Annotated in this window: 20 protein-coding genes; 14 read left to right on the top strand and 6 right to left on the bottom strand. The window is 72.2% G+C overall.

The window, feature by feature from the left end; all coding sequences use genetic code 11:
- Nucleotides 1-21: 21 nt before the first annotated feature.
- From OG219_RS36685 to OG219_RS36650, 8 genes are all read left to right on the top strand, one after another.
- Complete coding sequence (locus OG219_RS36685; RefSeq protein WP_266833906.1) at nucleotides 22-612, top strand: phage baseplate assembly protein V; 591 nt, start codon at nucleotides 22-24, stop codon at nucleotides 610-612.
- Nucleotides 613-623: 11 nt separating this feature from the next.
- Nucleotides 624-971, top strand: a complete 348-nt coding sequence (locus OG219_RS36680) for a hypothetical protein (RefSeq protein WP_266833904.1) — start codon at nucleotides 624-626, stop codon at nucleotides 969-971.
- A complete protein-coding gene (locus OG219_RS36675) occupies nucleotides 968-1336 on the top strand; it encodes a GPW/gp25 family protein (RefSeq protein ID WP_266833902.1) in 369 nt (122 codons plus the stop codon). Before OG219_RS36680 ends, OG219_RS36675 begins: the two co-directional genes overlap by 4 nt.
- A 106-nt stretch (nucleotides 1337-1442) precedes the next feature.
- Nucleotides 1443-4337 (top strand): putative baseplate assembly protein, encoded by a 2895-nt coding sequence (locus tag OG219_RS36670; protein WP_266833900.1) that lies wholly within the window; start codon nucleotides 1443-1445, stop codon nucleotides 4335-4337.
- Nucleotides 4338-4343: 6 nt separating this feature from the next.
- A complete protein-coding gene (locus OG219_RS36665; protein WP_266833898.1) occupies nucleotides 4344-6917 on the top strand; it encodes a putative baseplate assembly protein in 2574 nt (857 codons plus the stop codon).
- The gene (locus tag OG219_RS36660; RefSeq protein ID WP_266833896.1) at nucleotides 6914-9028 is read left to right on the top strand and encodes a hypothetical protein; all 2115 of its coding nucleotides are present in this window, start codon (nucleotides 6914-6916) and stop codon (nucleotides 9026-9028) included. Before OG219_RS36665 ends, OG219_RS36660 begins: the two co-directional genes overlap by 4 nt.
- Nucleotides 9029-9039: 11 nt before the next feature.
- Entirely contained in the window at nucleotides 9040-10356 is a 1317-nt protein-coding gene (locus OG219_RS36655) for a DUF6519 domain-containing protein (protein WP_266833894.1), read from the top strand.
- Nucleotides 10357-10365: 9 nt separating this feature from the next.
- On the top strand, nucleotides 10366-11667 hold the full coding sequence (locus tag OG219_RS36650; RefSeq protein WP_266833892.1) for a DUF4157 domain-containing protein: 1302 nt from the start codon (nucleotides 10366-10368) through the stop codon (nucleotides 11665-11667).
- Nucleotides 11668-11706: 39 nt separating this feature from the next.
- On the opposite strand, the gene OG219_RS36645 is transcribed toward OG219_RS36650, so the two are convergent.
- The 3 genes from OG219_RS36645 to OG219_RS36635 are packed head-to-tail and all read right to left on the bottom strand — an operon-like array spanning nucleotide 11707 to nucleotide 13395.
- Nucleotides 11707-11979 carry a hypothetical protein gene (locus tag OG219_RS36645; protein ID WP_266833890.1) on the bottom strand — a complete coding sequence of 91 codons (273 nt, stop codon included), beginning with the start codon at nucleotides 11977-11979 and terminating at the stop codon, nucleotides 11707-11709.
- Between the two features lie 10 nt (nucleotides 11980-11989).
- Nucleotides 11990-12730 (bottom strand): BTAD domain-containing putative transcriptional regulator, encoded by a 741-nt coding sequence (locus OG219_RS36640; protein WP_266833888.1) that lies wholly within the window; start codon nucleotides 12728-12730, stop codon nucleotides 11990-11992.
- Nucleotides 12727-13395 (bottom strand): hypothetical protein, encoded by a 669-nt coding sequence (locus OG219_RS36635; RefSeq protein ID WP_266833886.1) that lies wholly within the window; start codon nucleotides 13393-13395, stop codon nucleotides 12727-12729. Before OG219_RS36635 ends, OG219_RS36640 begins: the two co-directional genes overlap by 4 nt.
- 305 nt (nucleotides 13396-13700) lie before the next feature.
- Here OG219_RS36635 and OG219_RS36630 point away from each other — a divergent pair, with 305 nt between their 5' ends.
- Nucleotides 13701-14732, top strand: coding sequence for a lysylphosphatidylglycerol synthase transmembrane domain-containing protein (locus tag OG219_RS36630; protein ID WP_266833884.1), 1032 nt, complete (start codon nucleotides 13701-13703; stop codon nucleotides 14730-14732).
- Nucleotides 14733-14753: 21 nt separating this feature from the next.
- Here the strand turns inward: OG219_RS36630 and OG219_RS36625 are convergent, their stop codons facing one another.
- The 3 genes from OG219_RS36625 to OG219_RS36615 form a co-directional block, all read right to left on the bottom strand.
- Nucleotides 14754-16115 carry an MFS transporter gene (locus tag OG219_RS36625; protein WP_266833882.1) on the bottom strand — a complete coding sequence of 454 codons (1362 nt, stop codon included), beginning with the start codon at nucleotides 16113-16115 and terminating at the stop codon, nucleotides 14754-14756.
- A gap of 112 nt (nucleotides 16116-16227) precedes the next feature.
- On the bottom strand, nucleotides 16228-17709 hold the full coding sequence (locus OG219_RS36620) for an NAD-dependent succinate-semialdehyde dehydrogenase (RefSeq protein ID WP_266833880.1): 1482 nt from the start codon (nucleotides 17707-17709) through the stop codon (nucleotides 16228-16230).
- Nucleotides 17710-17857: 148 nt separating this feature from the next.
- Entirely contained in the window at nucleotides 17858-18655 is a 798-nt protein-coding gene (locus tag OG219_RS36615; protein WP_266833878.1) for an IclR family transcriptional regulator, read from the bottom strand.
- 234 nt (nucleotides 18656-18889) lie between these two features.
- Here OG219_RS36615 and fae point away from each other — a divergent pair, with 234 nt between their 5' ends.
- The 5 genes from fae to OG219_RS36590 all read left to right on the top strand — a co-directional run bounded on the left by fae (nucleotide 18890) and on the right by OG219_RS36590 (nucleotide 24291).
- Nucleotides 18890-19429, top strand: coding sequence for a formaldehyde-activating enzyme (gene fae, locus OG219_RS36610; RefSeq protein WP_266833876.1), 540 nt, complete (start codon nucleotides 18890-18892; stop codon nucleotides 19427-19429).
- Nucleotides 19426-20538 (top strand): mandelate racemase/muconate lactonizing enzyme family protein, encoded by a 1113-nt coding sequence (locus OG219_RS36605; protein WP_266833874.1) that lies wholly within the window; start codon nucleotides 19426-19428, stop codon nucleotides 20536-20538. The genes fae and OG219_RS36605 overlap by 4 nt, the downstream gene beginning before the upstream one ends.
- A complete protein-coding gene (locus OG219_RS36600; RefSeq protein ID WP_266833872.1) occupies nucleotides 20535-22055 on the top strand; it encodes an aldehyde dehydrogenase in 1521 nt (506 codons plus the stop codon). Before OG219_RS36605 ends, OG219_RS36600 begins: the two co-directional genes overlap by 4 nt.
- Before the next feature lie 81 nt (nucleotides 22056-22136).
- Nucleotides 22137-23072, top strand: a complete 936-nt coding sequence (locus OG219_RS36595) for an NAD(P)-dependent oxidoreductase (RefSeq protein ID WP_266833870.1) — start codon at nucleotides 22137-22139, stop codon at nucleotides 23070-23072.
- Nucleotides 23073-23121: 49 nt separating this feature from the next.
- Nucleotides 23122-24291, top strand: a complete 1170-nt coding sequence (locus OG219_RS36590; RefSeq protein WP_266833868.1) for an iron-containing alcohol dehydrogenase family protein — start codon at nucleotides 23122-23124, stop codon at nucleotides 24289-24291.
- Nucleotides 24292-24576 lie beyond the last annotated feature (285 nt).

Below are 24576 nucleotides of genomic sequence, written 5' to 3'. Positions count from 1 at the left end.
CCAGCAACTTACGGAGCAGTCATGACCAGCATGGACGACATCGGCTACGTGGAGTCGCCGGGCTTCTTCAGCCCGGCGCAGCGCGAGGACGCGGAACCGCCCGGCGTGCGGCGCTTCTACGGCAAGTACCGGGGCTCCGTCGTCCAGAACGTGGACCCGCTGGGCATGGGCCGGCTGCTGGTGAGCGTGCCGGATGTGCTCGGGGTGTTCCCGACCAGCTGGGCGATGCCGTGCGTGCCGCTCGCCGGGCTGCAGGCGGGCATGTTCGTGGTGCCGTCCCAACAGGCGGGTGTGTGGGTGGAGTTCGAGGGCGGTGACCCGGACCATCCGATCTGGACCGGCTTCTTCTGGGGCAGCCGCGCCGAGACCCCGTCGACGGTGAACACCCTCACGCCCGGCTCCCCGGTCTTCCTTGTCGAGAGCGCCGGCAAGAGCAAGGTCGCCGTCAGTGACACGCCTGTCGCCCCGATGAAGGGCGGCGGGGTGCTGGTGCAGTCGCCGTCCGCGTCGATCACCGTGGACAGCGCGGGCGTGACGATCACGGCGGCGAACATCAAGCTCGTCGGCCTCGTCGACATCAACAACGGCGCGCTCGTCGTCAAGACGGCGTGAGGAGGCCTGCCATGCCGGGATTCGTCCTCACCACGGCCGCGACCGTGGCCTGCACGCACCAGGGCCAGGCCGTCCTGACGCCCGGTCAGCAGCAAGTGCTGGCCGGTGGTGCGCCCCTCGTGACGACGTCCGACGTCAATGCCGTCGCGCCCTCCTGCGCGCTGTCGGGGTCCTCGCCGCCGACCCCGTGCGTGAAGCTCGACTTCTCCCCGGCCGCCTCGACGCGGATCCTCGTCCACGGCCGTCCGGTCGTCCTCCAGCCCGCCGGACCGGGCACGGGCACCTGCCTGTCCGCCGCGCAGGCACCGCAGGGCACTCCCGTCGTGTCCGCGATCCAGCAGCGGGTGGTGGGCACATGAGCACCCATCTCGGCTTCCCGTTCCACGTCGACGCGCGGGGCCGGTCGGCCACCACGACCGACGCGGACCACGTCCGCGACATGATCGAGCAGTTGCTGTTCACCGTCCCCGGCGAGCGGGTGAACCGGCCGGACTTCGGCTCCGGCGTCCTGCAACTGGCGTTCGCCCCGGGCAGCCAGGAACTGGCCGGAGCCGTCGAGTACTCCCTGCAGGCCGCCCTTCAACGCTGGCTGTCCGACGTGATCCAGGTCGAGAGGGTCGAGGTCCTGGCGGAGGAGGCGACGCTCAGGATCACCGTCGACTACGCCCTGCTCCCCACGGGCGAGCCCGGCACGGCGGTGCTGGAACGGGGGACCGGGCCATGACCGACCCGCTCGACCTCCTGGCCGGGACACGTGCGGACCGGACCCTGCACGTCCTGCTGCCCACCGACGAACCCGCCACCGCCGAATCGGAACGGAGGACCCGGCCGTGACCGACCCAGCCGACCTCCTTCCCGGCGAGCGCGCGGACCGGACCCGGGACCGCGGACTCGGCGCCGTCGTCGCCGTGAACGCCGACCGGACCACCCGGACCCTGCGTGTCCTGCTGCTCGGCAAGGCGCCGCACCCCGTGCCCGGTCCCGCCGCGGTACGGATCGAGGGGCCCGGCCGCGCCGTGCGGGCGCTGGCCGTACGGGTGGAAGGCTCGTCCTCCGCCACCCGGCGCGACGCGCTCCTCGTGACCCTCGACCGCCTCGGCGACCGCTCGCCGTACACGCTCGCGCTCGTCGACCCGGACCGGCCGGGAGCCCCGCTCGCCGGCTTCGACCCCCGGCACAGCAGCGCCGCCTTCACCTTCACCGCCGACTGCGGGGAGGAGATCGACTGCGGCGAAGAGACCGGCTGCGGGGAGGAGTTCGACCGCGGGGACAAGTTCGACCGCGCCCCCTCCGACGGCCGCACGGCACCCGCCGGGGCCGCGCCCGCCCTCGACTACCTGGCCAAGGACTACGCGAGCTTCCGCCGGCTGATCCTCGACCGGCTCGCGCTGACCGCACCGGACTGGACCGACCGGCAGGTCCCGGACCTCGGGGTCACCCTCGTCGAACTCCTCGCCCACGTCGGCGACCTGCTCTCCTACCGGCAGGACACGGTCGCCACCGAGGCCTATCTGAACACCGCCCGGCTGCGTACCTCGGTCCGCCGTCATCTGCGGCTGGTCGACTACCGCATGCACGACGGGTGCAACGCCCGTACCTGGGTGCACCTCCAGGTCCAGGAGCCCGCGGTACTGCGGGCCGGTACCTACCGGTTCGCCACCGCCGTCCCCGGGTTCACCGACCGCCCGCTGCTCGCCGCGGCGGACCTGCGCGGGCGGCCCGACGGCGGCTTCGAGACGTACGAGCCCCTGATCACCGCCGACTTGGCCCTGCACCCCGCGCACAACGGGATCGGGCTGTGGACCTGGGACGGCCAGGAGTGCCGCCTGCCCGCCGGGGCGACGACCGCGACCCTCGTCGACGCCGTGACCGCACCCGACGCGCAGGGCCACGTGGGGCGTCTGCTGGACCTCGGGCCCGGAGACGTGCTCGTCCTGGAGGAGGTGCGGGGACCTGCCACCGGAGTGCCCGGCGACGCCGACCCGCGGCACCGGCAGGCGGTGCGGATCACCGCCGTCGAGGAGACCGAGGACCCCGTCCACGAGCAGCCGCTGGTGCGGGTCACCTGGGCCGAGGAGGACGCGCTCGGCTTCCCGCTGTGTCTGGCGACCGTCGGCGGCGAGCAGTGCTGCCTGATCGGGGACATCAGCGTCGCCCGCGGCAACATCGCGTTGGCCGACCACGGCCGCGGTGCGACCGCACCGGTCCGGCTCACCGCGCCCTCCCCCGCCGCGACGCCCGTACGCTGCGACGGACTCGGCCGCCCGCGCCGGGACGAGGGGCCCGTGCGCTGGTCGCCACTCCTGGACGCAGGCCCACTCACCCGGCGGGCGCCCTACCCCGATCCCGCCCAAGTGGCCGCCGCCCAGGCGAGGTTGCTCGATGCGATTCCCCCGCGTGCGGCCGAGGCCGTCGAGGAGGTGTGGCACCGGGTCGTGTCGGGGCAGCCGCTCACCGACGACGATCTCGCACTGGCCCGCACCCTGTGGGGGGACCGGGCCGTGGCCGAGTCCGGTCTTGCGGAGGCCCACGACGCCGGGGAACGGCGGGCCGCGCTGGTCCTGCTGCGCTCCCGCTCGGCCGCCCTGCTGGCCCGCCGCACCGCACGTCTGGCCCGCCTCGCCGCCCGCGCCCGGGGCGGCACCCCGCTCGACGCCGGGACGGCCGCGGAGATCGCCGCGGGCTGGGGCAGCGGTCTGACCGCCGGTCTCGGTCCGGCCGACCCGCGCACCGCCGGGCCCGCGTCGGCCGCGCTGGTCCAGGACCCCCGGGCCGCCCTCCCCCAGTTGGCACTCACCTCCGAGGGTGAGCCCTGGACCGTACGGGCCGACCTGCTCGACAGCGGCCCCGACGATCCGCATGTCGTCGCCGAGGCCGACGACGACGGCGGTACCCGGCTTCGGTTCGGCGAAGGGCGGCTCGGCCGGGCCGTGACGGCCGGGCAGGAGTTCGTGGCTGAGCCGCGAGTCGGCAACGGGCCCGCGGGGAACGTCGGGGCCGACACGGTGGTCCACGTGATCGTCACCGAACCCATCGACGCCCGCGTCACCCTCGTACGCAATCCGCTCCCCGCGGTGGGCGGCACCGCACCCGAACCCGTCGCGGACGCCCGGCTGTTCGGCCCGACGCAGTATCTGCACCGCCTGGAGCGGGCCGTCACCGCCGACGACTACAGCTCCCTCGCCGGTGAGCTGCCCGGCGTCCAACGTGCGGCCACCGACCTTGCCTGGAACGGCAGTTGGTACGAGGCCGAGGTCGCGGTCGATCCGCTCGGCCGGCCGGATCCGCCACCCGCGCTGCTCGAAGCCGTACGCAACCGCCTCGAGCACGTCCGGCGCATCGGCCACGACCTGCGCGTGGACCCGCCCCGGCCGGTCCCGGTCGACGTCGGACTGCGGGTGTGCCTCACGGCGGACGCGCGCCGCGCCGCGGCCGGGCGGGAGCTGCGCGCCCGGCTCGGCAACGGCCGGGCGGGGCTGTTCCACCCCGACCGGCTCACCTTCGGCAGCGACCTGTACACCGGGCGCCTGGTCGCCGAGGCGATGGCCGTGCCGGGCGTCGTCTCGGCCACCGTGGTCCGCCTGGGCCGCGCCGAGGCGGTCACCCCCGGCGTACCGCCCGACGGGGTGCTGGCGTTCGGCCCGCTGGAGATCCCGTCGGGCGGCGCGGACCCTTCGCGGCCGGGGGCCGGAGTGCTGCGGATCGAGCTGGTGGGAGGACGGTGAACGCCCATGTGCGGTACTGGTGACGGCACTTGCTGTTGTGCCACGCAGGCGGAGACCCCGCTGCCGACGGCAAACGCGCCCGGCGCGGCGGCCCTGCACGTCCGCGTAGGCACCCACGCCGCCTTCCTCGCGGCGATGACGGGGGCCCTCGCGGACTCCGCGCACCCGGAGCTCGCGAAGCTCACCACCCGCGCCCCGGACGACCCGGCGCTCGCGCTCCTTGACGCGTGGGCCTGCGTCGGCGACGTACTGACCTTCTACCAGGAGCGCATCGCCGACGAGGGCTATCTCGGCACCGCCACCGAGCGGCGCTCCCTGGCCGAGCTGGGCCGCCTCGTCGGCTACCGGCCGCGACCGGGTCTGGCGGCGAACGCCTGGCTCGCCTACACCCTGGACCCGGACCCGGCGGACGTCGCGGTGACCGTCCCGGCCGGCTCGAAGGTGCAGAGCGTGCCCGGCCCGGGAGAGCAGCCGGTGGTGTTCGAGACGGCCGAGGAGCTGACGGCCCGGCCTTCGTGGGGCGAGCTGCGGCCGCGTACCCGTCGGCCGATGCTGCTGACCCGGCCGTGCGCGGCGTACCTGCCGGTCATCCATCTCGACGGGGTGAGCACCGGACTCGCCGCGGGCGACCGCCTGTTGTTCCACTTCGACGAGCCCGCGGCGCCCGAGGTCAGGGTCGTGGAGTCCGTGCACGCCGACCCCGTGCTGCAGACCACCGCCGTCAGCCTGCGCCAGGTGTCGCCCAAGCTGCGCGTGAAGTGCGAGCGCAGCGCCACGAACCTGAAGGCCAAGGCCTTCGTACGGCTCGACGTGCTGCGGGGCAGGGCCGCGCCCTTCGGCGCCACCTCGCCCCTCAAGCGGAAGGCGGGCGCGGCCGGCTCGGTACCGGAGTTCGAGGAATGGCCCCTGGTGGCCGAGCTGTACGACCTGGCAGAGGCCGACGGCAAGCGGGCCAGGCTACTGCCGCTCGACGGCGACAACCCGCGGATCCTGCCCGGCAGTTGGATCGTCGTCGACTCGCCCTCCGGGGAAAGCACACCGTTCCTCGTCGCGGGTGTCGGGACCCGTGGCCTCGCCCACTACGGGATCTCCGCCAAGGCCACCCAACTCACCCTGGAAAGCGCCTGGTTCGAATGGGCACATGCGGACAACGGGGTCGGCCTGGGACTGCATCGCGGCTACACCGTCCACACCCAGCCCGAACCGCTCACTCTCGCCGACGAGCCCGTCACCGACCCCGTCCAGGGCACATCCCTCGACCTCGACCGTGTGGTGGAGGGGCTGCCCCCGTCCCGTGCCGTCGTCGTCGCGGGCGTCCCCGTCGGCGCCACCGAACCCTCCGGCAAGGTCGTCCACGTCCTCGCCGCCCGTACGGTCACCGACATCAACCGCCCGGGCGCGGCCCCGTACACCGTGCTCGACCTGGCCGCCCCGCTCCTCCCGCCCTTCCGCCGCGACACCGTCACCGTGTGGGGCAACGCCGTACGCGCCACCCACGGCGAGACGAAGGAGGAGGCGGCCCTCGGCAGCGGCGACGCCTCCCTCCCGAACCAGCGCTTCACTCTCGGCCAGCACCCGCTGACGTACACCGCCGCTCCCGACACGGACGGCGCGCAGGCCGAACTCACTGTCCGCGTCGGCGAGTTGGCCTGGCACGAGACCGACGAGATCGCCCGGGCCGGTCCCACCGCGCAGGTCCACGAGCTCCGCCCGGACGACACCGGAACCGCCACCGTCGCCTTCGGGGACGGCAGGCGCGGCGCTCGGCTGCCCACCGGTACCGCGAACGTCGCCGCGCGCTACCGGGTCGGCCTCGGCCGCGCGGGCAATCTGCGGGCCGGGCAGCTCAGCCAGTTGGGGACCAAGCCCGTCGGCATCAGCTCCGTCACCAACCCGCTGCGCACCTCCGGTGGCACGGACGCCGACACCGACGCCGCCCTGCGCGGGCGGGCCCCACTGCCCACCCTGGCCATGGACCGCCTGGTCGGCCTGCGCGACTACGCCGACTTCACCCTCGCGCGCGCCGGAATCGGCAAGGCGACCGCCGACCGGCTGGCCGCGGGCGGCCGTGAGCTGGTCCATGTCACCGTGGCCGGGGTCGACGACGCCCCGGTCGACCCCGACTCGGACGTCCTTCGCTCCCTGGTCAAGGCGTTCCGCCGGTTCGGGGACCCGGGTGTGCCGGCCGTCGCGGGGCCCCGGGCCCGCTGGAACCTCGTCATCGAGGCCCGCGTCGGCATCGATCCGGACCGGTCCGCCGCGCTCCTCGAGCCGCGGGTGCGGGCCGCTTTCGAGCGGGCCTTCGGCTTCGAGGCGCGGGCTTTGGGGCAGAGCGCCCACCTCGCCGAGGCCGTCGCCGCGCTCCAGGGCGTGCCCGGGGTCGTGTTCGTCGACGTACGGCGCTTCGGCGCGACCCAGGGGGACACGGTCGCCGCCGCGGACACCGTCACCGGCACCGCGCCGCGCGTCCTGGCCCGCTCCGCCCGCGCCGAGGACACCCTGATCCACCCCGCGGACCTCGTCGTCGCCGCGCCCGGTCTCGCCCGCTTCACCGTGCTGAACCTGGAGGTGGCCCGATGAGCCCTTCACCGCCCGCCGACCGCCTCTACGGTCTGCTCCCCGCCATCCATCGTGTCCGCGACGAGGAGAGCGGCCATCCGCTGCGGGCCCTGCTGCGGGTGGTCGAGGACCAGGTCCGGGTGATCGAGGACGACCTCGACACCTGGTACGCGAACTGGTTCATCGAGACCTGCGAGGACTGGGTGGTGCCGTACATCGGCGCCCTCGTCGGCACCCGCCGTCCGCCGCCCGGCAGTTCCGCCGGGGCGAGCGCCGCGATCTCCCCGCGCCGCGATGTCGCGGACGCACTCGCCAACCGGCGGCGCAAGGGCACCACCGCCGCGCTCGAAGCCGTCGCCCTGGACAGCTCCGGCTGGCCGGCCCGGGCGGTCGAGCTGTACCGGCACCTCGTACGGGACCAGCACACCCGGCACCCGCGCCCGGACCGTCCCGCCACGCTCGACGTCCGTGACACCCTCGCCTGCGCCCGGCTCGGCGGCCCCTTCGACGACACCCCGCACCTCGTCGACGTACGGCGCCCGGACAGCACGGCGACCCGCGGACTGCACGGCATCCCGAACCTGGCGCTGTTCGTGTGGCGGCTGCGCGCCTTCCCGGTGACACGGGCGCCGGCGTTCTGCATCGACCAGCGCTACAGCCGCTATCTCGTCAACGTCCTCGGTATCGACACCCAGTTGTTCGCCCCCGCGCCCGAGGGCGCCGCGATCGCCCGGCCGGCCGGTCCCGGCGACGTACCGCATCCGCTGGGGCGGGAGGAGTTCGCCGATGCCGTCACGGAGTACTACGGGCCCGGCAAGAGTCTACGGATCTGGCGGGACGCTCCCGACAACCCCGTACCGGCGGACCAGGTCGTCGTCGCCGACCTCACCGACTGGCGCTACCGGCCGCAGCCGGGCCAGGTCGTCGTCGACCCCGTCCTCGGCCGGATCGCCTTCCCGCCCGACGAGGCGCCCGAGGACGGCGTCTGGGTGAGCTGGCACTACGGCTTCAGTGACGCAACCGGCGGCGGTGCCTATCCGCGCCCGGTGACACCGGTGGGCGAGCGGAGGCTGTACCCGGTCGGTGGCGCGGACGGGCTCGGTTCCCTCACGGCGGCGCTGCGGCAGTGGCGTACTGACAAGGCCGCGGACCCCTCCCTGCACGACGCGCTGATCGAGATCCGCGACTCCGCCGACTACACCGAGGCCCTGCGCATCGACCTCGACCCCGACGACCGTCTCGAACTGCGTGCCGCACCCCGGCAGCGGCCCGTCATCCGGCTGCTCAACCAGAAGGCCAACCGCTTCGACGCGCTCACGGTCCGCGCCACCGCGAAGAAGCCACCGCCCGGAACGGTCCGCGACTGTCCGCCGCCGGCCGCCCAGCGGCCGCGCCTGGTCCTCGACGGGCTCGTCGTCACCGGCCGCAGCGTGGATGTCGTGGGGCAGATCGGCGAGGTCGTCGTCCGCCACTGCACCCTGGTGCCCGGCTGGGAGCTGGACTCCGACTGCCGCCCCCGGTGGGGCGCCGAGCCGTCCGTCGAACTCCGCCGCACCACCGCCCGGTTGAGGGTCGAGCGGTCCGTCATCGGCACGATCGTTGTCGACCAGGACGAGGTGGCGGGCAACCCGCTCGACATCGAGATCCTCGACTCGGTCGTCGACGCCACGGACCGCGAACTGCCCGCCCTGACCGGCCCCCAGGACCGCTTCGCCCACGCGGCGCTCACCCTGCTGCGCTGCACCGTCATCGGCGACGTACGGGCCCATGTCCTCACCCTCGGCGAGGGCTGCGTCATCACCGGCTGCCTGCACACCCGGCGCCGCGACACCGGCTGCCTTCGCTACTCCTACGCCCCCGTCAGCCATCCCGGGCCGCCCCGCTACCGCTGTCTGCCCGACCCGGCGTCCCACGCGCCGCGGCCCCGCTTCACCAGCACCCGGTACGGCCACCCCGGCTACTGCCAACTCCACTCCACCTGCGATCCGCTCATCGCCGCCGGAGCCCAGGACGGTGCCGAGATGGGCGCCTTCCACGACCTCTACCAGCCCCAGCGCCTGAGCAACCTCGTCGACCACCTCGCCGAGTACGTGCCTCTCGGTGTCGAGGCGGCCGTCATCACCGCCACCTAGGGGGACCTGTCGTGCACGGCGACTTCTCGAACATCACCTTCTCGCCCGGCCACAACTACTCGACCGTCTTCGACCTCCAGGGCCGGGTCGGCCTGGACGCCAACCGCAACGAACAGACCGCGATCCTGCTCCACCAGCTGCGCACCACCATGGCCGACCTCGTCGGCCCGTACGCCGGGCCCGAAGGCGACCATCTGGGCTTCGGGATCAAGGACTTGACGGACAACGACTTCACCATCGGGGCGGGCCGCTACTACGTGGACGGCATCCTCGTCGACAACCCCGCCGACGTCGCGTACACCGCCCAGCCGCACGCCTTCATCGACGTCCGTGACGCCAGTGGCGCCGACAAGCTGTCCGACTCCCGCTATCTGCTCTACCTCAAGGTCTGGGAGCGGCACATCACCGAGGTCGAGGCCCCCGCACTGCACGAGCCCGCGCTGGGCCTGCACCATCCCGACTCGGCGAGCCGGGCGCAGGTGGTGTGGCAGGTCCGGGCGAAGACCCTCGACCCGAACGACGACCCGGAGGCCTGGCTCACCGCGCAGCGCGCTCCGCGGCGCGTCGGCGTCCTCCAGGTCCGGGCCGTCGCCGACGACTCCGCCATGGACGATCCGTGCATCGCCGCCCCCGACGCCGGATACACCGGCGAGAACCAGCTCTACCGTGTCGAGATCCGCGGCGGCGGCCGGGCGGGCGAAGGAGCCGGCTTCGTCTGGTCCCGCGACAACGGCTCGGTCATCCAGCCCGTCCGCCACTGCGACGACACCAAGGTCCAGGTCGCCGGCCTCGGCCGTGACCGGCACACCACGCTCGAACCCGGCCAGTGGGTCGAGGTCGTCGACGACGCCGTCTCCACCCGCCGCGAACTCGGCCTCCCCGAACCTGCCGCCCCCCTCCGCAAGATCGTCGACCTCGACATCGACACCCAGACCGTCATCCTCAACGCCACCCCCGCCCCTCCTGGCACAGGCACCGCCCCCTCCCGCCACCCCTACCTCCGCCGCTGGGACCACACCCCTCCCGACGACCTCCATTCCAAGGACGGCACCATCCCCGTCACCGAGGGCCCCTGGCTCCCCCTGGAACACGGCATCGAGGTCCGCTTCACCCCCGCCCCCGACGACCCCGCCCACGAATACCGCAACGGCGACTACTGGACCTTCCCGGCCCGCCGCACCCTCGCGGACGTCATCTGGCCCTATCCGGAGGGGAGTTCGCCGCATGGGGTGGCGTATCACTATGCGCCGTTGGCGGTGGTTACGGACGCGAAGGCGATCGCTGCGCTGCGGACGTCGTTCAAAGTCCCGTTGGACCGGCAGGTGTGAGGTGGCGTCATGATCCATGCACGGCTCGCAGGCCGCACGAGGTCGGCCGACCCTGCGTCGGCAGGACCGCGCTCCCTCGCCGACACCAGCCGGGGCCGACCGCTCGATCCGGTGAACCGGGCGTTCACCGAGCCGCTGTTCGGCCAGGATTTCAGCCAGGTCAGGGTGCACACCGACGAACGGGCCGCCGAATCCGCACGGTCGCTCGGCGCGCTCGCGTACACCGTCGGCCAGGACATCGTGTTCGGCGCCAACCAGTACCAGCCGCACGACCGTGCGGGACGATCGGTGATCGCGCACGAACTGGCCCACGTGGTGCAGCAGCGGGCGCGGCCCGCGCATCCGGCCATGCGGCTCGGCATCGGCGACGCGGGGACGGCGCAGGAGGCGGCGGCCGACCGGGCCGCGGACGCGGTGGCGCACGGCGAGAAAGTGCCCAGTGCGATGCCCACCGTGTCACCGACGATCCAGCGCAAGGTCGAGATGCGCGACGTCGGTCCGGGACAGCAGTCGGGATTCGACCGGCTGCAGGAACTGGTCGACCGGCTGAACTCCATGGCGGAGGGCGGAACGTTCTCGGCCCCCCTGGGAGGGATCACGGCGTACCGGGTCCGGGCCGACGAGGGCACGCTGGTGCGGGGGAGCCAAACGGTCGAGTTGGAGTACCAGGCCACGGAGGGGAGGACGCCGACCTTCTTCGAGACCCGGATGCAAGCGTTCATCGACGGGGAAACGGTGCTCCCGTTGCGGCTGACGAACCGGCATGGCCTGCTCGGTGACAAGGCGCTTGGATTCCACGACCGGGTCGAAGTCGACGAGTGGCAGTCCGGATACGTGGACGTCGATGATCTGCTCGCGAGCAGCGACCTCGCGCTTCAATCGCAGCTGTTGCACTTTCTCACCGAACGGTCGGCGACCCGCAACTACGCCGCCCGGATCGGCGGCGGCACACTCTTGGGCGCCGAGTTCGACCGCAAGCACGACATCGGCATCAAGGCGGAAGCTGAGCTGCTGCGTGACTTCTTCGGCGATCCGACGATTCAGTTACTGGAGGATTCCCCCAGGGCTACTCCTACGGTCCTGCGGGTGTTCCGGAACAGCCGGCGCGACCGGATCCTGCACCGAATCCGTCAAGGACACGGCGCCGACCATGGCGTTGACGCCTCGACGATCGAGGTGATCACCCGGGACGGCGCGACCCTCACCGCCGATGAGTACCGTCGGCTCCTTGAGGAGGAGCGGGTCGAGCGGCAACGCCTGCGCGGTGCGCCCGAACGGTTCGAAGGAGGGCGCCCGGTCCCCGCGCCCTGAGGGATGTCGGCGCGATCCTTGGGCGCCAGATGGCCCCGGTCACCTGGGACGGTCGTGTGCCGTCTGAAAGGCGTCCAGCCAGTCCCGTACGTCGGCGACGACCGCGTCCCGGCCGACCAGCAGGACGGACTCCCCGGTCACGCGCATGTCCGCGGTCCGGATCACCCGGGCGCGCAGGGCCTGCGCGCCGGGCTCGAACCAGACCGTGACGAGGAGCACGGCGCTCGGGGTCTCCGGAATGCCATCCATACCGGTCCGCTCGTCGGGGAAGTCGGGGCAGGCGGGGCGGCTTTCAGGATGACGGTCGGGCATCACGCGGTCGTCAGTCGCGGGTCAAAACGCAGGCCGGCAGCATCGCGGCGAAGTCCGGGGAAGGCGCGAGGCCGAGTTCCTCGTGGAGGAGGGCGCGGAAGGTGCGGTAGTGGCGGATCGCCTCCAGGACGTTGTTCTCGGCCAAGTGGACGGCGACGACCGCGCGGTGAGCGCTTTCGCGCAGTGGCTCCAGGCGGACGCTTTCGAGGGCGGCGTCGAGGGCGAGCGCGTGCCGGCCGTGGGTGATGAGGTGGTGGGCGAGCGCGTCCAGGGCGTGCAGGCGCAGTTGGCGCAGGCGTTCACGCTCGAAGAGGATCCAGTCGTCGTCCCAGCCGGGGAGCAGGTCTCCGGCGAAGAGCAGGTGCTGGGTGAGGTCGGCGGAGGGCTCTGGCCAGAGGTCGGCGCCCGGGGCGGGGGCCTCGACGACGCGGAGCGCCGAGTCCGCGAGGGCGCGGGCGTCGACCGTGACCGCCGTGGCCAGCGAGAGTGCGTCACCGTCGCTGCGTACGAGCGGCTCGCGGCCGCGGTGCAGGCGCCACAGCGCCGTACGGAGACTGCCGTGCGCCCGGTCCTCCGTGACGTCGGGCCACAGCGTGCCGGCCACGACGGTGCGGGTGCCGTGACCGCGCAGGCCGAGGTAGGCGAGGAGCCGTTGCGCGCCGGTGCAGACGTCGGCCTCGGCGGCGCCGTATTCGAGGGTGAAGCGGCCGAGCAGACGCAGCCGCGGTGCCGGGACCTGCGCGGTGCTCACGGCGTGCTCTCCGGCGAGGTGGGGTCGTAAACGCTCGGCCGGGTGGCCGGGGACACCGGCGCGGGGTGCGGACGCTGGCTCTCCAGGCAGCGAGCGCGCAGCCCGGGCCGCAGACACCACTCCCGCTTGTACTGACTCTCGTCCCACAGATCGCGCTCCATGGCCGCGATCGTCCACAGGAAGAGCGCCACCCCCAGCAGGAAGAGAAGGCCGGCCGTCAGACCCGCAGCCCAGGGCGGGGTGAAGTAGGCGAGCGCCAGGAAGACCCAGCCCGCGTGAACCGCCGAATAGACGACCCCCGCCGCGAACGGCTCGTTGATGACTCCCCCTACGGCATGCGGGCGGCCCGCGAACTGCCCGTAGACGTCGAGGTACCGCTCCAGCCGGCCCCCCGCGTCGATGAGGTACGCGCACTTCTTGATGCCGTGCACCTCGTACGCGAACAGCCCCAGCGTCACCACCGCGCCGAACAGCCCCACCGGCAGCCAGATCGGCTGCGGGTCGCCGGGGTCCCGGCCCAACAGCAGGCCCACACCGGCCCCGGTGACCACGGGCAGAAAGCCCAGCAGTTTCGCCCGGAAGTCGTCGATGGCGCGATAACTGACGCAGATCTCCTGGTAGACGGCCTTGAGCTGGTCGTCCGTCCTGACGGTGTCCTCAGTCATGAGAGCCCCTCCCCCGGTGCGGTCCGTGATCCGCGGGCCCATTCGATGGAACTGCGTGGCGTGGACCGGCGCATCGGGGAACTCCCCACATTCGCCGGGGACTTCACGACGCGCCGAACGCGGACACCGGGCAACGGTGCTCGGCGCGCCCCCGGCCAAGTCGCCCAGCCTCCGACGCCGCTTCGGCTCCCGGACACCCTGTGGTCACGCGGGCGGGGAACGCTCCCCGCGTCCCCTCTTGCCTCGCCTTGTATCCGTCCGACCCGTGACCCCGCGGGACGCGACGCGGAAGGACGACGTGCGCCGTGTCCCAGATCCGGATCGACGAGTTGCCAGGGCCGCTCACCCTGACCCGCTCACCCTCCCCCAGCCCCCCGCCCTCTTCCCCCTCTCCGTCCTTCTCCCCCTCACGCCATGTCCGGCTGGCACTCAGCCTGGTCCCGCTGCTGCTGATCGGTGCGTGGGCCGCCGTCGACTGGCGTGCGATGCACGACGGCACCGCGCGGCTGGCCTCCGCCGATCCCTGGTGGCTGCTGGCCGGGGTGGTGTTCACCTGCCTGTGCTGGGTGGGCGCCGCCGTGACCCGGCAGGGAGCCATCCCGGAGAGGCTTCCGCCGGGGCAGTTGCTCGCCTCGCAGTTCGCCGCCGGCGCGGCGAACCACGTCCTTCCGGCCGGGATCGGCGCTCATGCGGTCACCCTGCGCTTCCTCCAGGGCCGCGGCATATCCCTCGCCCGGGCGACCGCCTCGCTCGCCCTGTACTCGCTGGTCAAGCCGATCGCGAAGATGGTGCTGATCCTCGCGTTCCTTCTCGCCTTCCCCGGCACCCTGCGGATCGGCCAACTCGTCCCGGACGGGAGGACGTTGCTGCTGGTCGCCGCGGGCGTGCTCGTCGGTCTCGCCGCGACGGCCGTGCTCGTGACGGTCGTACGCCGGTTGCGGCGCCCGCTGTTCGAGTTCGTCCGCACCGCCCTCACCGACGCGCGGATCCTGCACACCCGGCCCAGCCGGGTACTCGCCCTGTGGGGCGGGGCGGCCGCCTTCCCCCTGTTCCAGGCGGGCGTGCTCGCCTCGGTCGGGGCCTCGCTCGGTCTGCCGCTGCCCTGGCCGCACGTGGTCTTCGCGTATCTCGCGGCCAGCGCGGTGGCCGGAGCCGTGCCCGCACCGGGCGGCATCGGACCGGTGGACGCGGCGCTGGTGATCGCCCTCGTGGTGTTCGGCGCGCCGATGACGCTCGCCACGGCGAGCGTCATCGGCTATCGCGTGCTGACCGTCTGGCTGCCCCTGCTGCCGGGCGCGATCGTGCTCTCGGCCCTGGTGCGCCGGAAGGTGCTGTGAGGCCCACGGCGGAGCAGCGACTCAGGCCGCGCCCTCCCGGGTCGCCCGCGCCGCCTTCGCCAGGTCCATGTCCGTCGTCTCCGGAGCCAGGAACTGCGACACCAGCCCGCCGAGGGCGAGTACACCCGCGCCGATGAGCAGAACGAACTCCGGGCCGTAGCGGTCGAGGCCCATCGGCAGCAGGAAGGTGCCGATCGCCGCGCCGATCCTGCTCATCGCGGTCGCGAAGCCGACGCCCGTGGTGCGCAGGGAGGTGGGGAAGACCTCCAGCGGGTAGACGGCGGTCAGCGCGCTGGAGGCCGCGTTGAGGAAGATGAAGAAGAGGAAGCCGCCCACGATGACCGGGGTGGAGGTCGGCCACAGTGCGACCAGTGCCAGGCAGCCCGCCGTGATCCAGAACGGCGGGATCAGCAGTCTGCGGCGGCCGATGCGGTCCACGACCAGGCAGCCCACCGTCACACCGGCCACAGCGGTGAAGGAGTAGACGAGCAGCGCCGCGACCGCGTTGTCGCCCATGTTCAGGGCCTCGAAGACCTGGGTCCAGAAGGTGCCGATGGCGAAGTACGGCAGCACGAGACACGCCCAGAAGACGCTCGCGAAGACCGTGGCACGCAGGTGGCGGCGGCTGAACAGGGCGCGGAAACCTTCCCGTTGACCCTGCGCGCGCTCGTCCAGCTCGGCGTCGACGTCGACTTCGATGCCGTACTTCTCGATCAGCGCCTCGGCCTCCGCCCGGCGCCCCTTGCTGAGCAGCCAGCGCGCCGACTCCGGGATGCCGCCGCGCAGCGACACGCACACCACGGCGATGACGGAGCTGCTGGCGAGGGACCAGCGCCAGCCGCCGTCCACATTGGCGAACAGGGCGCCGACGACGGTGGCCAGCGCGTAGCCGACGTACCAGCTGATCTCCAGGCTGGCCAGCAGCCTGCCGCGGCCCTGGCGCGGCGCGTACTCGGAGAGCAGCGGCGCGCCGATCGCGTACTCGCCGCCGATCGCCACACCCATCAGCAGCCGGATGAGGAAGAGTTGCAGTCCGTCCGTGACGAAGAACTGGAGCACCGAGCCGACCAGGAAGATCACCATGTCGACCAGGAACACCGGCCGGCGCCCGAACCGGTCGGCGAGCCGTCCGAAGAGCGGGCCGCCGACGAAGATGCCGATGAGCGGCGAGGCGCCGACCAGTCCCTCCATCAGGGTGGAGAGGTGGAGGTCGGTGGTGAGCGCGGCCATCGCCATGCCGATGCCACCGATGATGTAGCCGTCGATGCCCTGCCCTATCTGGGTGGCGAGCTTCAACTTGGTGTGCAGACGGCGGCGTTCACGTGTGGTGGCGGGGGTCGGTGGAGAACTGGGCTGCTGCTCGGTCACAGGCGTCGTTGCCATGTGCGGTCCTTGTCTTTTCGGTGTCCGGGCAGGCCGGGGCGGCGCCACGGCCTGCCCGGAGCAGAGCGGGGAAGAGCTCAAGGAAGTGGGGACGTAGGGGACTTGGGGAGGATCAGGTGACTGCGGGCCAGTCGAGGGCGATGTACTGCGTCTCCAGGAAGGCCTCGATGCCCTCGCGGCCGCCTTCCCGTCCGATGCCCGACTGCTTGACGCCGCCGAACGGGGCGGCCGGGTCGGACAGCAGGCCCCGGTTGACGCCGACCATGCCGGCCTCCAGCCGCTCGGCGATGCGCAGTGCGCGGGCCACGTCGCGGGAGTAGACGTACGAAGCCAGGCCGTGGACGGTCGAGTTGGCGCGGGTCAGCATCTCAGCCTCGTCTGTGAAGGTGGTGAGAGGAGCGACCGGGCCGAAGACCTCTTCGTGGAGGATCCGGGCGTCGTCGGGGACGTCGGTGAGGACGGTCGCCGGGTGGTAGAAGCCGGGTCCGGCGGGGACCATGCCGCGGGCCGCGACCTGCGCGCCGCGTGCGACGGCGTCGTCGACCAGGGAGCGGATCTTGTCCACGGCGGCCTGGTTGATCATGGGGCCGAGGGTGACACCGTCCTCCAGACCCGGGCCGGTGCGTACGGCGGACATGGCCGCGCCGAGCTTCTCGGTGAACTCTGCGGCTACGGAGGCGTGTATGTAGAAGCGGTTGGCGGCGATGCAGACCTCGCCGCCGCCGCGCATCTTGGCGTCCATCGCACCGCGTACGGCGGCGTCGACGTCGGCGTCCGCGCAGACGACGAAGGGGGCGTTGCCGCCCAGCTCCATGGTCACGTTGACGACGTTCGCCGCGGCCTGTTCCAGGAGCAGTTTGCCGGTGGCGGTGGAGCCGGTGAAGGAGAACTTGCGGACCCGCTCGTCGGCGAGCCAGGCCGAGACGACCTCGGGGGCGCGGTCGGTGGGCAGGACGTTCAGCAGGCCGTCCGGCAGTCCGGCCTCGGCGAGCAGCGCGGCCACCGCGAGGGCGGTGAGCGGGGTCTCCGGCGCGGGCTTGAGCAGCACCGGGCAGCCTGCCGCGAGCGCCGGGGCGATCTTCCGGGTGGCCATCGCGGCGGGGAAGTTCCACGGGGTGACGAACGCGGTGACACCGACGGGGTGCTTGCGTACGACATGACGGTAGCCGCCGCCGGGAGCGTCGCCGAAGGAGGAGCCGACTCGTACGGCCTCCTCCGCGAACCAGCGGAAGAACTCGGCCGCGTAACCGACCTCGGCCGCCGCGTCCCGGTACGCCTTGCCGTTCTCCAGGACGATCAGCCGGGCGAGCGTGTCGGTGTGCTCGCGCATCAGCCGGAACGTGTCGTGCAGGATCTCGGAGCGGCGCCTGCTCGGCGTCGCACGCCAGCCGTCCGCCGCCGCGACGGCCGCCTCGACAGCGGCGCGGGCGTCGTCGGCACCGGCCGCGGACACCTCGCGGACCAGGTCGCCGGTGGCCGGGTCGTATACGGGGTAGGTCCGTCCGTCGGCGGCCGGGAGCCAGCGCCCGCCGACGAGGAGATCGCCGTCGGCGAGCGGTGCCTTGGCCAGAGTGTCGATGCCGACGAGGTTCATGAGCTGCTCTTCTCTCCGTTCCGGACGGGGTTCGCCCGATGCGCGGTGAATTTACGAGCGCGTCATACCCACGACAAGGCCACTCCGCCGGATCGCAATGGGGGTTGCTCTGAGGGCAACTCACCGATCATGGGCGGAAGTAAGGGGTTCAGGTCAGCCGGGCCGCCGTCGGAGGTGTCCGACGCGGCTCCCAGCCCAGGAGCGCCGAGACCCGGCCCGCGGCGGCGGCCGTCGTCCGGCCCGCCGTGTCGAGCCGTTCGCCGAGCCGGGACTTCGGGGCCGAGATGTTGAGCGCGGCCACCACCCGCCCCCGGAAGTCCCGCACCGGCGCCGAGACACCGACGAGTCCGCTCTCGAACTCCTCACTGACGCGCGCGTACCCCCTGCGCCTGGCCTCCTGGATGAGCGCCCACAGTTCCTGTACGGGCATCTCGGCGGCGGTGCCGAAGCGGACGTACAGCTCGTCGGGTGTGGCGTCGGCGAGCAGTACGCGGCCTGCCGAGGTCTGCCAGGCGGGCACCCCGCGCCCCTCCCAGCCGTGCACACGGAACGAGTGTCCGGACAGCGACAGCAACGTAAGCACCTCGCGGTCGCTGAGCACACACAGGTGGCTGGTCTCCTCCAGCTCTGCCGACAGTGCGTGCATGACCGGCTCGGCCACCCGCACCAGACGGCTCTCCGACGTGCGTGCCACCAGCGAGAACAGGCGCCAGCCGAGGCGGTACTCCAGCGTGTCGGGGTCGCGCTCGACGATTCCCTCGGCGGCGAGCACCTTCAGGGCCCGGGACACCTGGGTCTTCTCGCGGCCCACCAGCTGGGCGAGGCGTACGACACCGAGGCCGCCGGCGTTCTGCGCCTCGTCGGAGGCGAGGGCTTCGAGGAGGTCGATGTCGCGGCGCAGGCCGTGTCCGCGCGAGGCCGAGGGGGTGTCCTTCACGCGCGCCATCCTAGGTGCGGCCGCCAGGAAGGAACCCCCAGGTCAACCCCGAAGTTGCCAGGAGAGCAACCGGCATTTCGATTCCCGTGACCGCCTTGCGAGGGGCCGGCGGCGGACCTAGATTCGCCGCATCGGGCCGGATGAACTGCACCGAATGCGGGGTTCATCCCTGTTCGCCCGATGAATCAGGTTCACCTGATGAACGCGTTCATGAATCCCGCACCCCATGGTCCAGGAGTTCCGATGCCCTCCCCCTTCGCCGCCACCACGCTGATCGGCGAGTCCTTCGTCGGTGACGGCGCCAACGCCGCCCACACGAACGTCGTGATCGGCCGCAAGGGCGGCCCGGTCGAGACGGCGTGGGCGACCGCGCTGGCCACACCGAGCGCCGGGCATGTGCCGTTCATGACGGTCCTGCGCCCGTCGGTGCCGGTCAAACCGCTCACCCTGTTCGTGAACAAGGCCGCCGCCGAAGGCGAGCTGCACCAGCGCGCGACCTGGGGCTCCGCACAGGCGGGTCTCGCGCAGGGCGTCACGGACGCCGTCACGGAGGGCCTGATCCCGGCCGGGGACGCCGACGACCTGCTGATCATCGCCGCGATGTGGATCAACCCGGCCGTGGACGACCTCGACGCCTCCTTCCGCAACCAGCGCGCGGCGGCGTACGGGGCGGTACGGGCCGCCGTGACGGGAACACCCTCCCTCGCGGATGTCCAGGCGGGCGCCGAGGAAGGCCCCACGAACCCGTTCTACACACCCACCCCCGAGGTGCTCGCCCGATGAAGATCACCGACATCACCCTCGACCGGCTGCGCCTGGAGCTGGACCCGCCCTTCCGCGCCGCCTGGGACCCCGAACCGCGCCGCACCTTCGACGCCACGATCGTCCGGGTGCACACCGACGAGGGGATCACCGGCATCGGCTCCGGCGACCTCATGGACGGCTTCGACACCTACAAGCACCTGTTCGTGGGTGAGGACCCGCTCGACATCACCCGGCACGTCAGGGCCATCGAGACGGCGAACTTCCACGGCGCCCACTATTGGCCCCTCGAAGCCGCCCTCTGGGACATCATCGGCAAGGTGCACGGCCGCCCGGTCGCGGAGCTGTTCGGCAACGCGGCGAAGAAGCTGCCCGCCTACGCCTCCTCGGGTGAGCTCAAGTCCCCCGAGGAGCGCGTCGCGACGGCACTCAAGGTGCGCGAGGCCGGCTTCCGGGCGATGAAGATCCGCATCGACCGCAACCGTGTCGACGAGGGCGTCGCGGCGGTGCGGGCCGTGCGCGAGGAGCTGGGCGACGGCTTCGAGATCATGGTCGACCTCAACCAGTCCTGGCGGATGGCGGGCGACACCGCGAACGCCTCCGACCTCGCCAAGACCCGCAAGATCATCGCGCGTCTCGCCGAACTCGACGTGTTCTGGGTCGAGGAGCCGCTGCCGTACGCCGACCTGGACGGGTTCAAGCGGCTGCGCGCCGAGAACCCCGGCGTGCGCATCGCCGCCGGCGAGATGCACCACTCCCCCACCGAGCTGCTGCGCTACCTCGAAGAGGACGCCCTCGACGTCTACCAGATGGACGTGGTCCTCGCGATCGGCATGCACCGCGCCCGCACGCTGGCCGAACTCGCTCAGCTGAAACACCGTCAATTCACCCCGCACAGCTGGACCAACGGCATCGGCGTGCTCGCCAACCTGCACGTCTCGGCGGGCGTCGGCGGCGGCCCCTTCTTCGAGTTCCCCTACGACCCGCCCGGCTGGACCCCCGAACGCCGCGACTTCATGCTCGCCGAACCGGTGCGCGTCAACGCGGACGGCGACCTCGAAGTACCCACGGCCCCCGGTCTCGGCATCGAGCTCGACGAGGACGCGATCGACCGCTGGAGGATCAAGTGACGTACACGATCGACGAGTTGCTGAACCGCTCCTACGAGGAGTGGCGGGCCGCGGCGGACAAACTCACCTTCGAGACCCGGCCGTTCATCGACGGCTCCTTCACGGACGCCATCTCCGGGGACACCTTCCCGAGCGTCTCGCCGCGCGACGGTTCGCTGCTCGCCCAGGTGCAGGCCGCCGGGGTCGAGGACATCGACAAGGCCGTACGTTCCGCACGTGCCGCCTTCGAGGACGGGCGCTGGCGCGACCTCCCGCCCAAGGAGCGCAAGGGCGTCCTGCTGCGCTGGGCCGAGCTGATCCTCGCGAACGCCGAGGAACTGGCCCTGCTCGACACCCTGGAGATGGGCAAGCCCATCACCGAGTCGGTGCGCGTCGACGTGGCCAAGGCGGCGGAGACCATCGCCTGGTACGCGGAGACCATCGACAAGACGTACGACGAGATCGCGCCCACCCCCGGCGACGCCATCGCGCTGATCACCCGGGAGCCGCTGGGTGTCGTCGGCGCGGTCGTCCCGTGGAACTACGCGCTGCTGATCGCCAGTTGGAAACTGGCGCCGGCCCTCGCCACCGGCAACAGCGTCGTACTCAAGCCCGCCGAGCAGACTTCACTGGCGGCGCTGCGCCTGGCCGCGCTCGCCACCGAGGCGGGGCTGCCCGACGGTGTCCTCAACGTCGTCCCGGGACGCGGTGAAGTCGCCGGGCAGGCGCTCGGCCGCCATCCCGAGGTCGACAAGATCGCGTTCACGGGCTCGGCGGAGGTCGCCCGGCTCTTCCAGGTGTACGCGGGCGAGTCCAACGGCAAGCAGGTGGCCGTCGAGGCGGGCGGCAAGTCGCCCCAGCTCGTGCTGGCCGACGCCGACATCGAGGCCGCCGCGTCCGCCGTGGCCTGGGGGATCTTCTACAACGCCGGGCAGACCTGCAACGCCGGTTCACGTGTCGTCGTCCACACCTCGGTGAAGGACCGACTCCTCGACGCCGTACGCCGGATCACGGCCGACACCTTCCACGTCGGCGACCCGCTCGACCCGGCCACGGTGATGGGCCCGATCGTCGACGAGTCCCAACTCGCCAAGATCCTCGGGTATATCGAGCGCGGCACCCAGGAAGGGGCGACCGTACTCTTCGGCGGGGAACGCATCCATACCGAGTCGGGCGGCACATTCGTCGAACCGACCGTCCTTGACGGCGTGGTGAACACCTCAGCCGTCGGCCAGGAGGAGATCTTCGGCCCCGTCCTCGCCGTCGTGTCCTACGACGGCGACGTCGACGAGGGCGTACGGCTCGCGAACGAGAGCGACTTCGGGCTCGTCGCCTCGGTGTGGACCCGGGACATCACCGTCGCGCACCGCACCGCGAAGCGGCTGCGGGCCGGCACGGTCTGGATCAACACCTTCGACGCCAGCGACGTCATCACCCCGTTCGGCGGCTTCAAGGCCACCGGCGCGGGCCGCGACAAGTCGCTGCACGCACTGGACGCGTACATCGCGCTCAAGACCACCTGGATCAACCTCGCCTGACCCTCGGCCGGTTCGAGGTCAGACACCAGCCCCACAGTTCGGCTCTTCTCTCCTTCTCTTCTCACCGCAGCGAGGACAACGATGAGGATCGGTTTCATCGGCCTGGGCAACATGGGACGTCACATGGCCCGCCATCTGATCCACGCGGGACACCTGGTCACCGTGTACGACACCCGGCCCGAGGCCGCCGCCGAGCATCTCGCGCTCGGCGCCCGGTGGGCCGAATCCCCCGCCGACTGCGCCAGGAACGCCGAGTTCCTGATCACCATGCTGCCCAACCCGCGCATCGTCGAGGACGTGCTGCTGCGGGGCGGCGCGGCCGAGGCGCTGCCGCCGGGGGCCCTGTGGATCGACATGTCGACGTCCACGCCCGCGTCGGCCGAACGCGTGGCGGCCGAGATCCTGGACGCGCGGGGCGTACGCCGCCTCGACGCGCCCGTCAGCGGGATGGCCCGGGGTGCCGAGGCCGGGAAGCTGCAGATCTTCGTCGGCGGCGCGGACGACGACTTCCGTATCGCGCTGCCCGCCCTCGAAGCGATGGGCGACCCGGACAAGATCCTGCACGTCGGCCCGCTCGGCGCGGGCTACACCGTGAAGCTCATGATCAATCTGCTCTGGTTCAGCCATCTGGTCGCCACCTCCGAGGTGCTCGCCATGGGCGTCAAGGCGGGCGTCGACCTGGGAGTGCTGCGCAGCTCGCTGCTCGCCAGCCCGGCCGCGTCCAACTTCCTGGAGAACGACGTCCTGTGCGTGCTCGCCGACGGCGACTACGACGACTCGTTCGCCATGGTCCTCGCCTGCAAGGACCTGGGCCTGGCCGTCGACCTCGGCCGCGACCTGGGCGTCTCCACCGAACTGTCGGCCCTGGTCGAGCAGATCTACCGCCGTTCCAAGGCCCAGCACGGCGACCTGGCGGGCGAGATGAGCCCGGTCCGCCTGTACGAGGCCCTTGCGGGACGGGAGTTCCGGCTGCCGAACCCGACCGCCGCGTTCGACGACGCGGCGTACGCGGTCTGACCCCGCCGGACCGAACCCCCATCGCACACCCTGTCAGGAGCCGCACCTCATGACATCCAGTCAGCGCGACCCGCTCGCGCCCCTGAGCATCGACCCCATCTGCCGCGTCGAGTTCGGCCCCGGCCGCATCGACCGGCTGCCCGAACTGATCGCGACGACCGGGCACCACCGCGCCTTCCTCGTCACCGACCAGGGCCTGCGCGCGGCGGGCGTCGTCGACCGCGTCCTCAAGACCCTCGAATCCGACGGCATCGAGTACGACGTCTACGACGAGGTGGCACCCAACCCGTCCACCGGCAACGTCGACGCGGGCGCCGCCCGGGCCCGCGCCTTCGGCCCGGCCGTGGTGGTCGCACTCGGCGGCGGCTCGGTGCTGGACGCGGCGAAGGGCATCTCCCTGCTCGTCGGCAACCCGGACGCCGTGGCCGCCGACGCCGACCAGCTGTGGGAGGCGGCGGCCGGACTGCCGATCATCGCGATCCCCACCACGTCGGGCACCGGAGCGGAGACGAACGGCTTCGGTGTCATCGAGGACGCCGGGGCGCGCCGCAAGGTCTACCTCGGCCATCCCTCGGTGAAGCCCCATATCGCCCTCCTCGACCCCGAGTTGACGCTCGGCCTGCCCGCACCCGCCACAGCCGCGACCGGCATCGACGCGCTCGTCCACGGCATCGAGTCGCTCGCCTCACGCGGCGCGAACCCGTTCTCCGTCGCGTACGCCACGCAGGCGGTGACCATGGTGGGCCGCGCGCTGCCCGCCGCGTACCGGGACGGCTCGGACCTGGACGCCCGCGCCGAACTGATGATGGGCGCCCACCTGGCCGGCCAGGCCCTGACCCTCTCCGGCCTGGGCCTCGTCCACGGCATCGGCCACGCCCTCACCGCGCACACCGGCACCCCGCACGGCGTCGCGCTCGCCGCCGTCCTGGAGGAGGTCATGAAGTTCAGCGCTCCGGCCGCGCGGCACGCGTACGAGCAGGTGGGTCGTGCGATGCGTCTTCCGCCGCCCGCGGACGGAGACTGGGGACGAGCCGCCGTGGACGCCGTGCGCGCCATCTCCGAGGCGCTGGACATCAAGCGGCCGCTGCGCGAACTGGGCGCCGACCCCGGGATGTTGCCGTCCATCGCCGCGGGCACGGTCGCCGACGCGGTGACCAAGAACTCGCCGCTGCTGCCGAGCGAGTCGGAGGTGCGGGAGATCCTGGGTCGGACGTACTAGCCCCGTACGCCCGTACGCCCGTACGCCCGGACGCGCAGGAGGGCGAGGCGCGGTGACTGGTGACATCACCAGGCACCGCGCCTTCGTGCGTTCTGGAGGCGCTCCGATTGCAGTCGGGATGCACTCGGGATGCGGCTTCGGATGCGCTCCGGATACGCAAGTTCACCTTGCGTTCCGCGAAGGGTGAGCCTCGTCCACGCGGCGGTACCGTCAGCCGCCGTCACACAGCTTCCGCCTCGCGTGACCGGACGGCAGGCATCCGGGCAGTCGCGAATCGAGCCGCTT

Source organism: Streptomyces sp. NBC_00038 (assembly GCF_026343635.1).
Lineage (GTDB): Bacteria > Actinomycetota > Actinomycetes > Streptomycetales > Streptomycetaceae > Streptomyces.
Note: the sequence above shows the minus strand (reverse complement) of the source record. Positions and strands in the feature narration are given on the sequence as shown.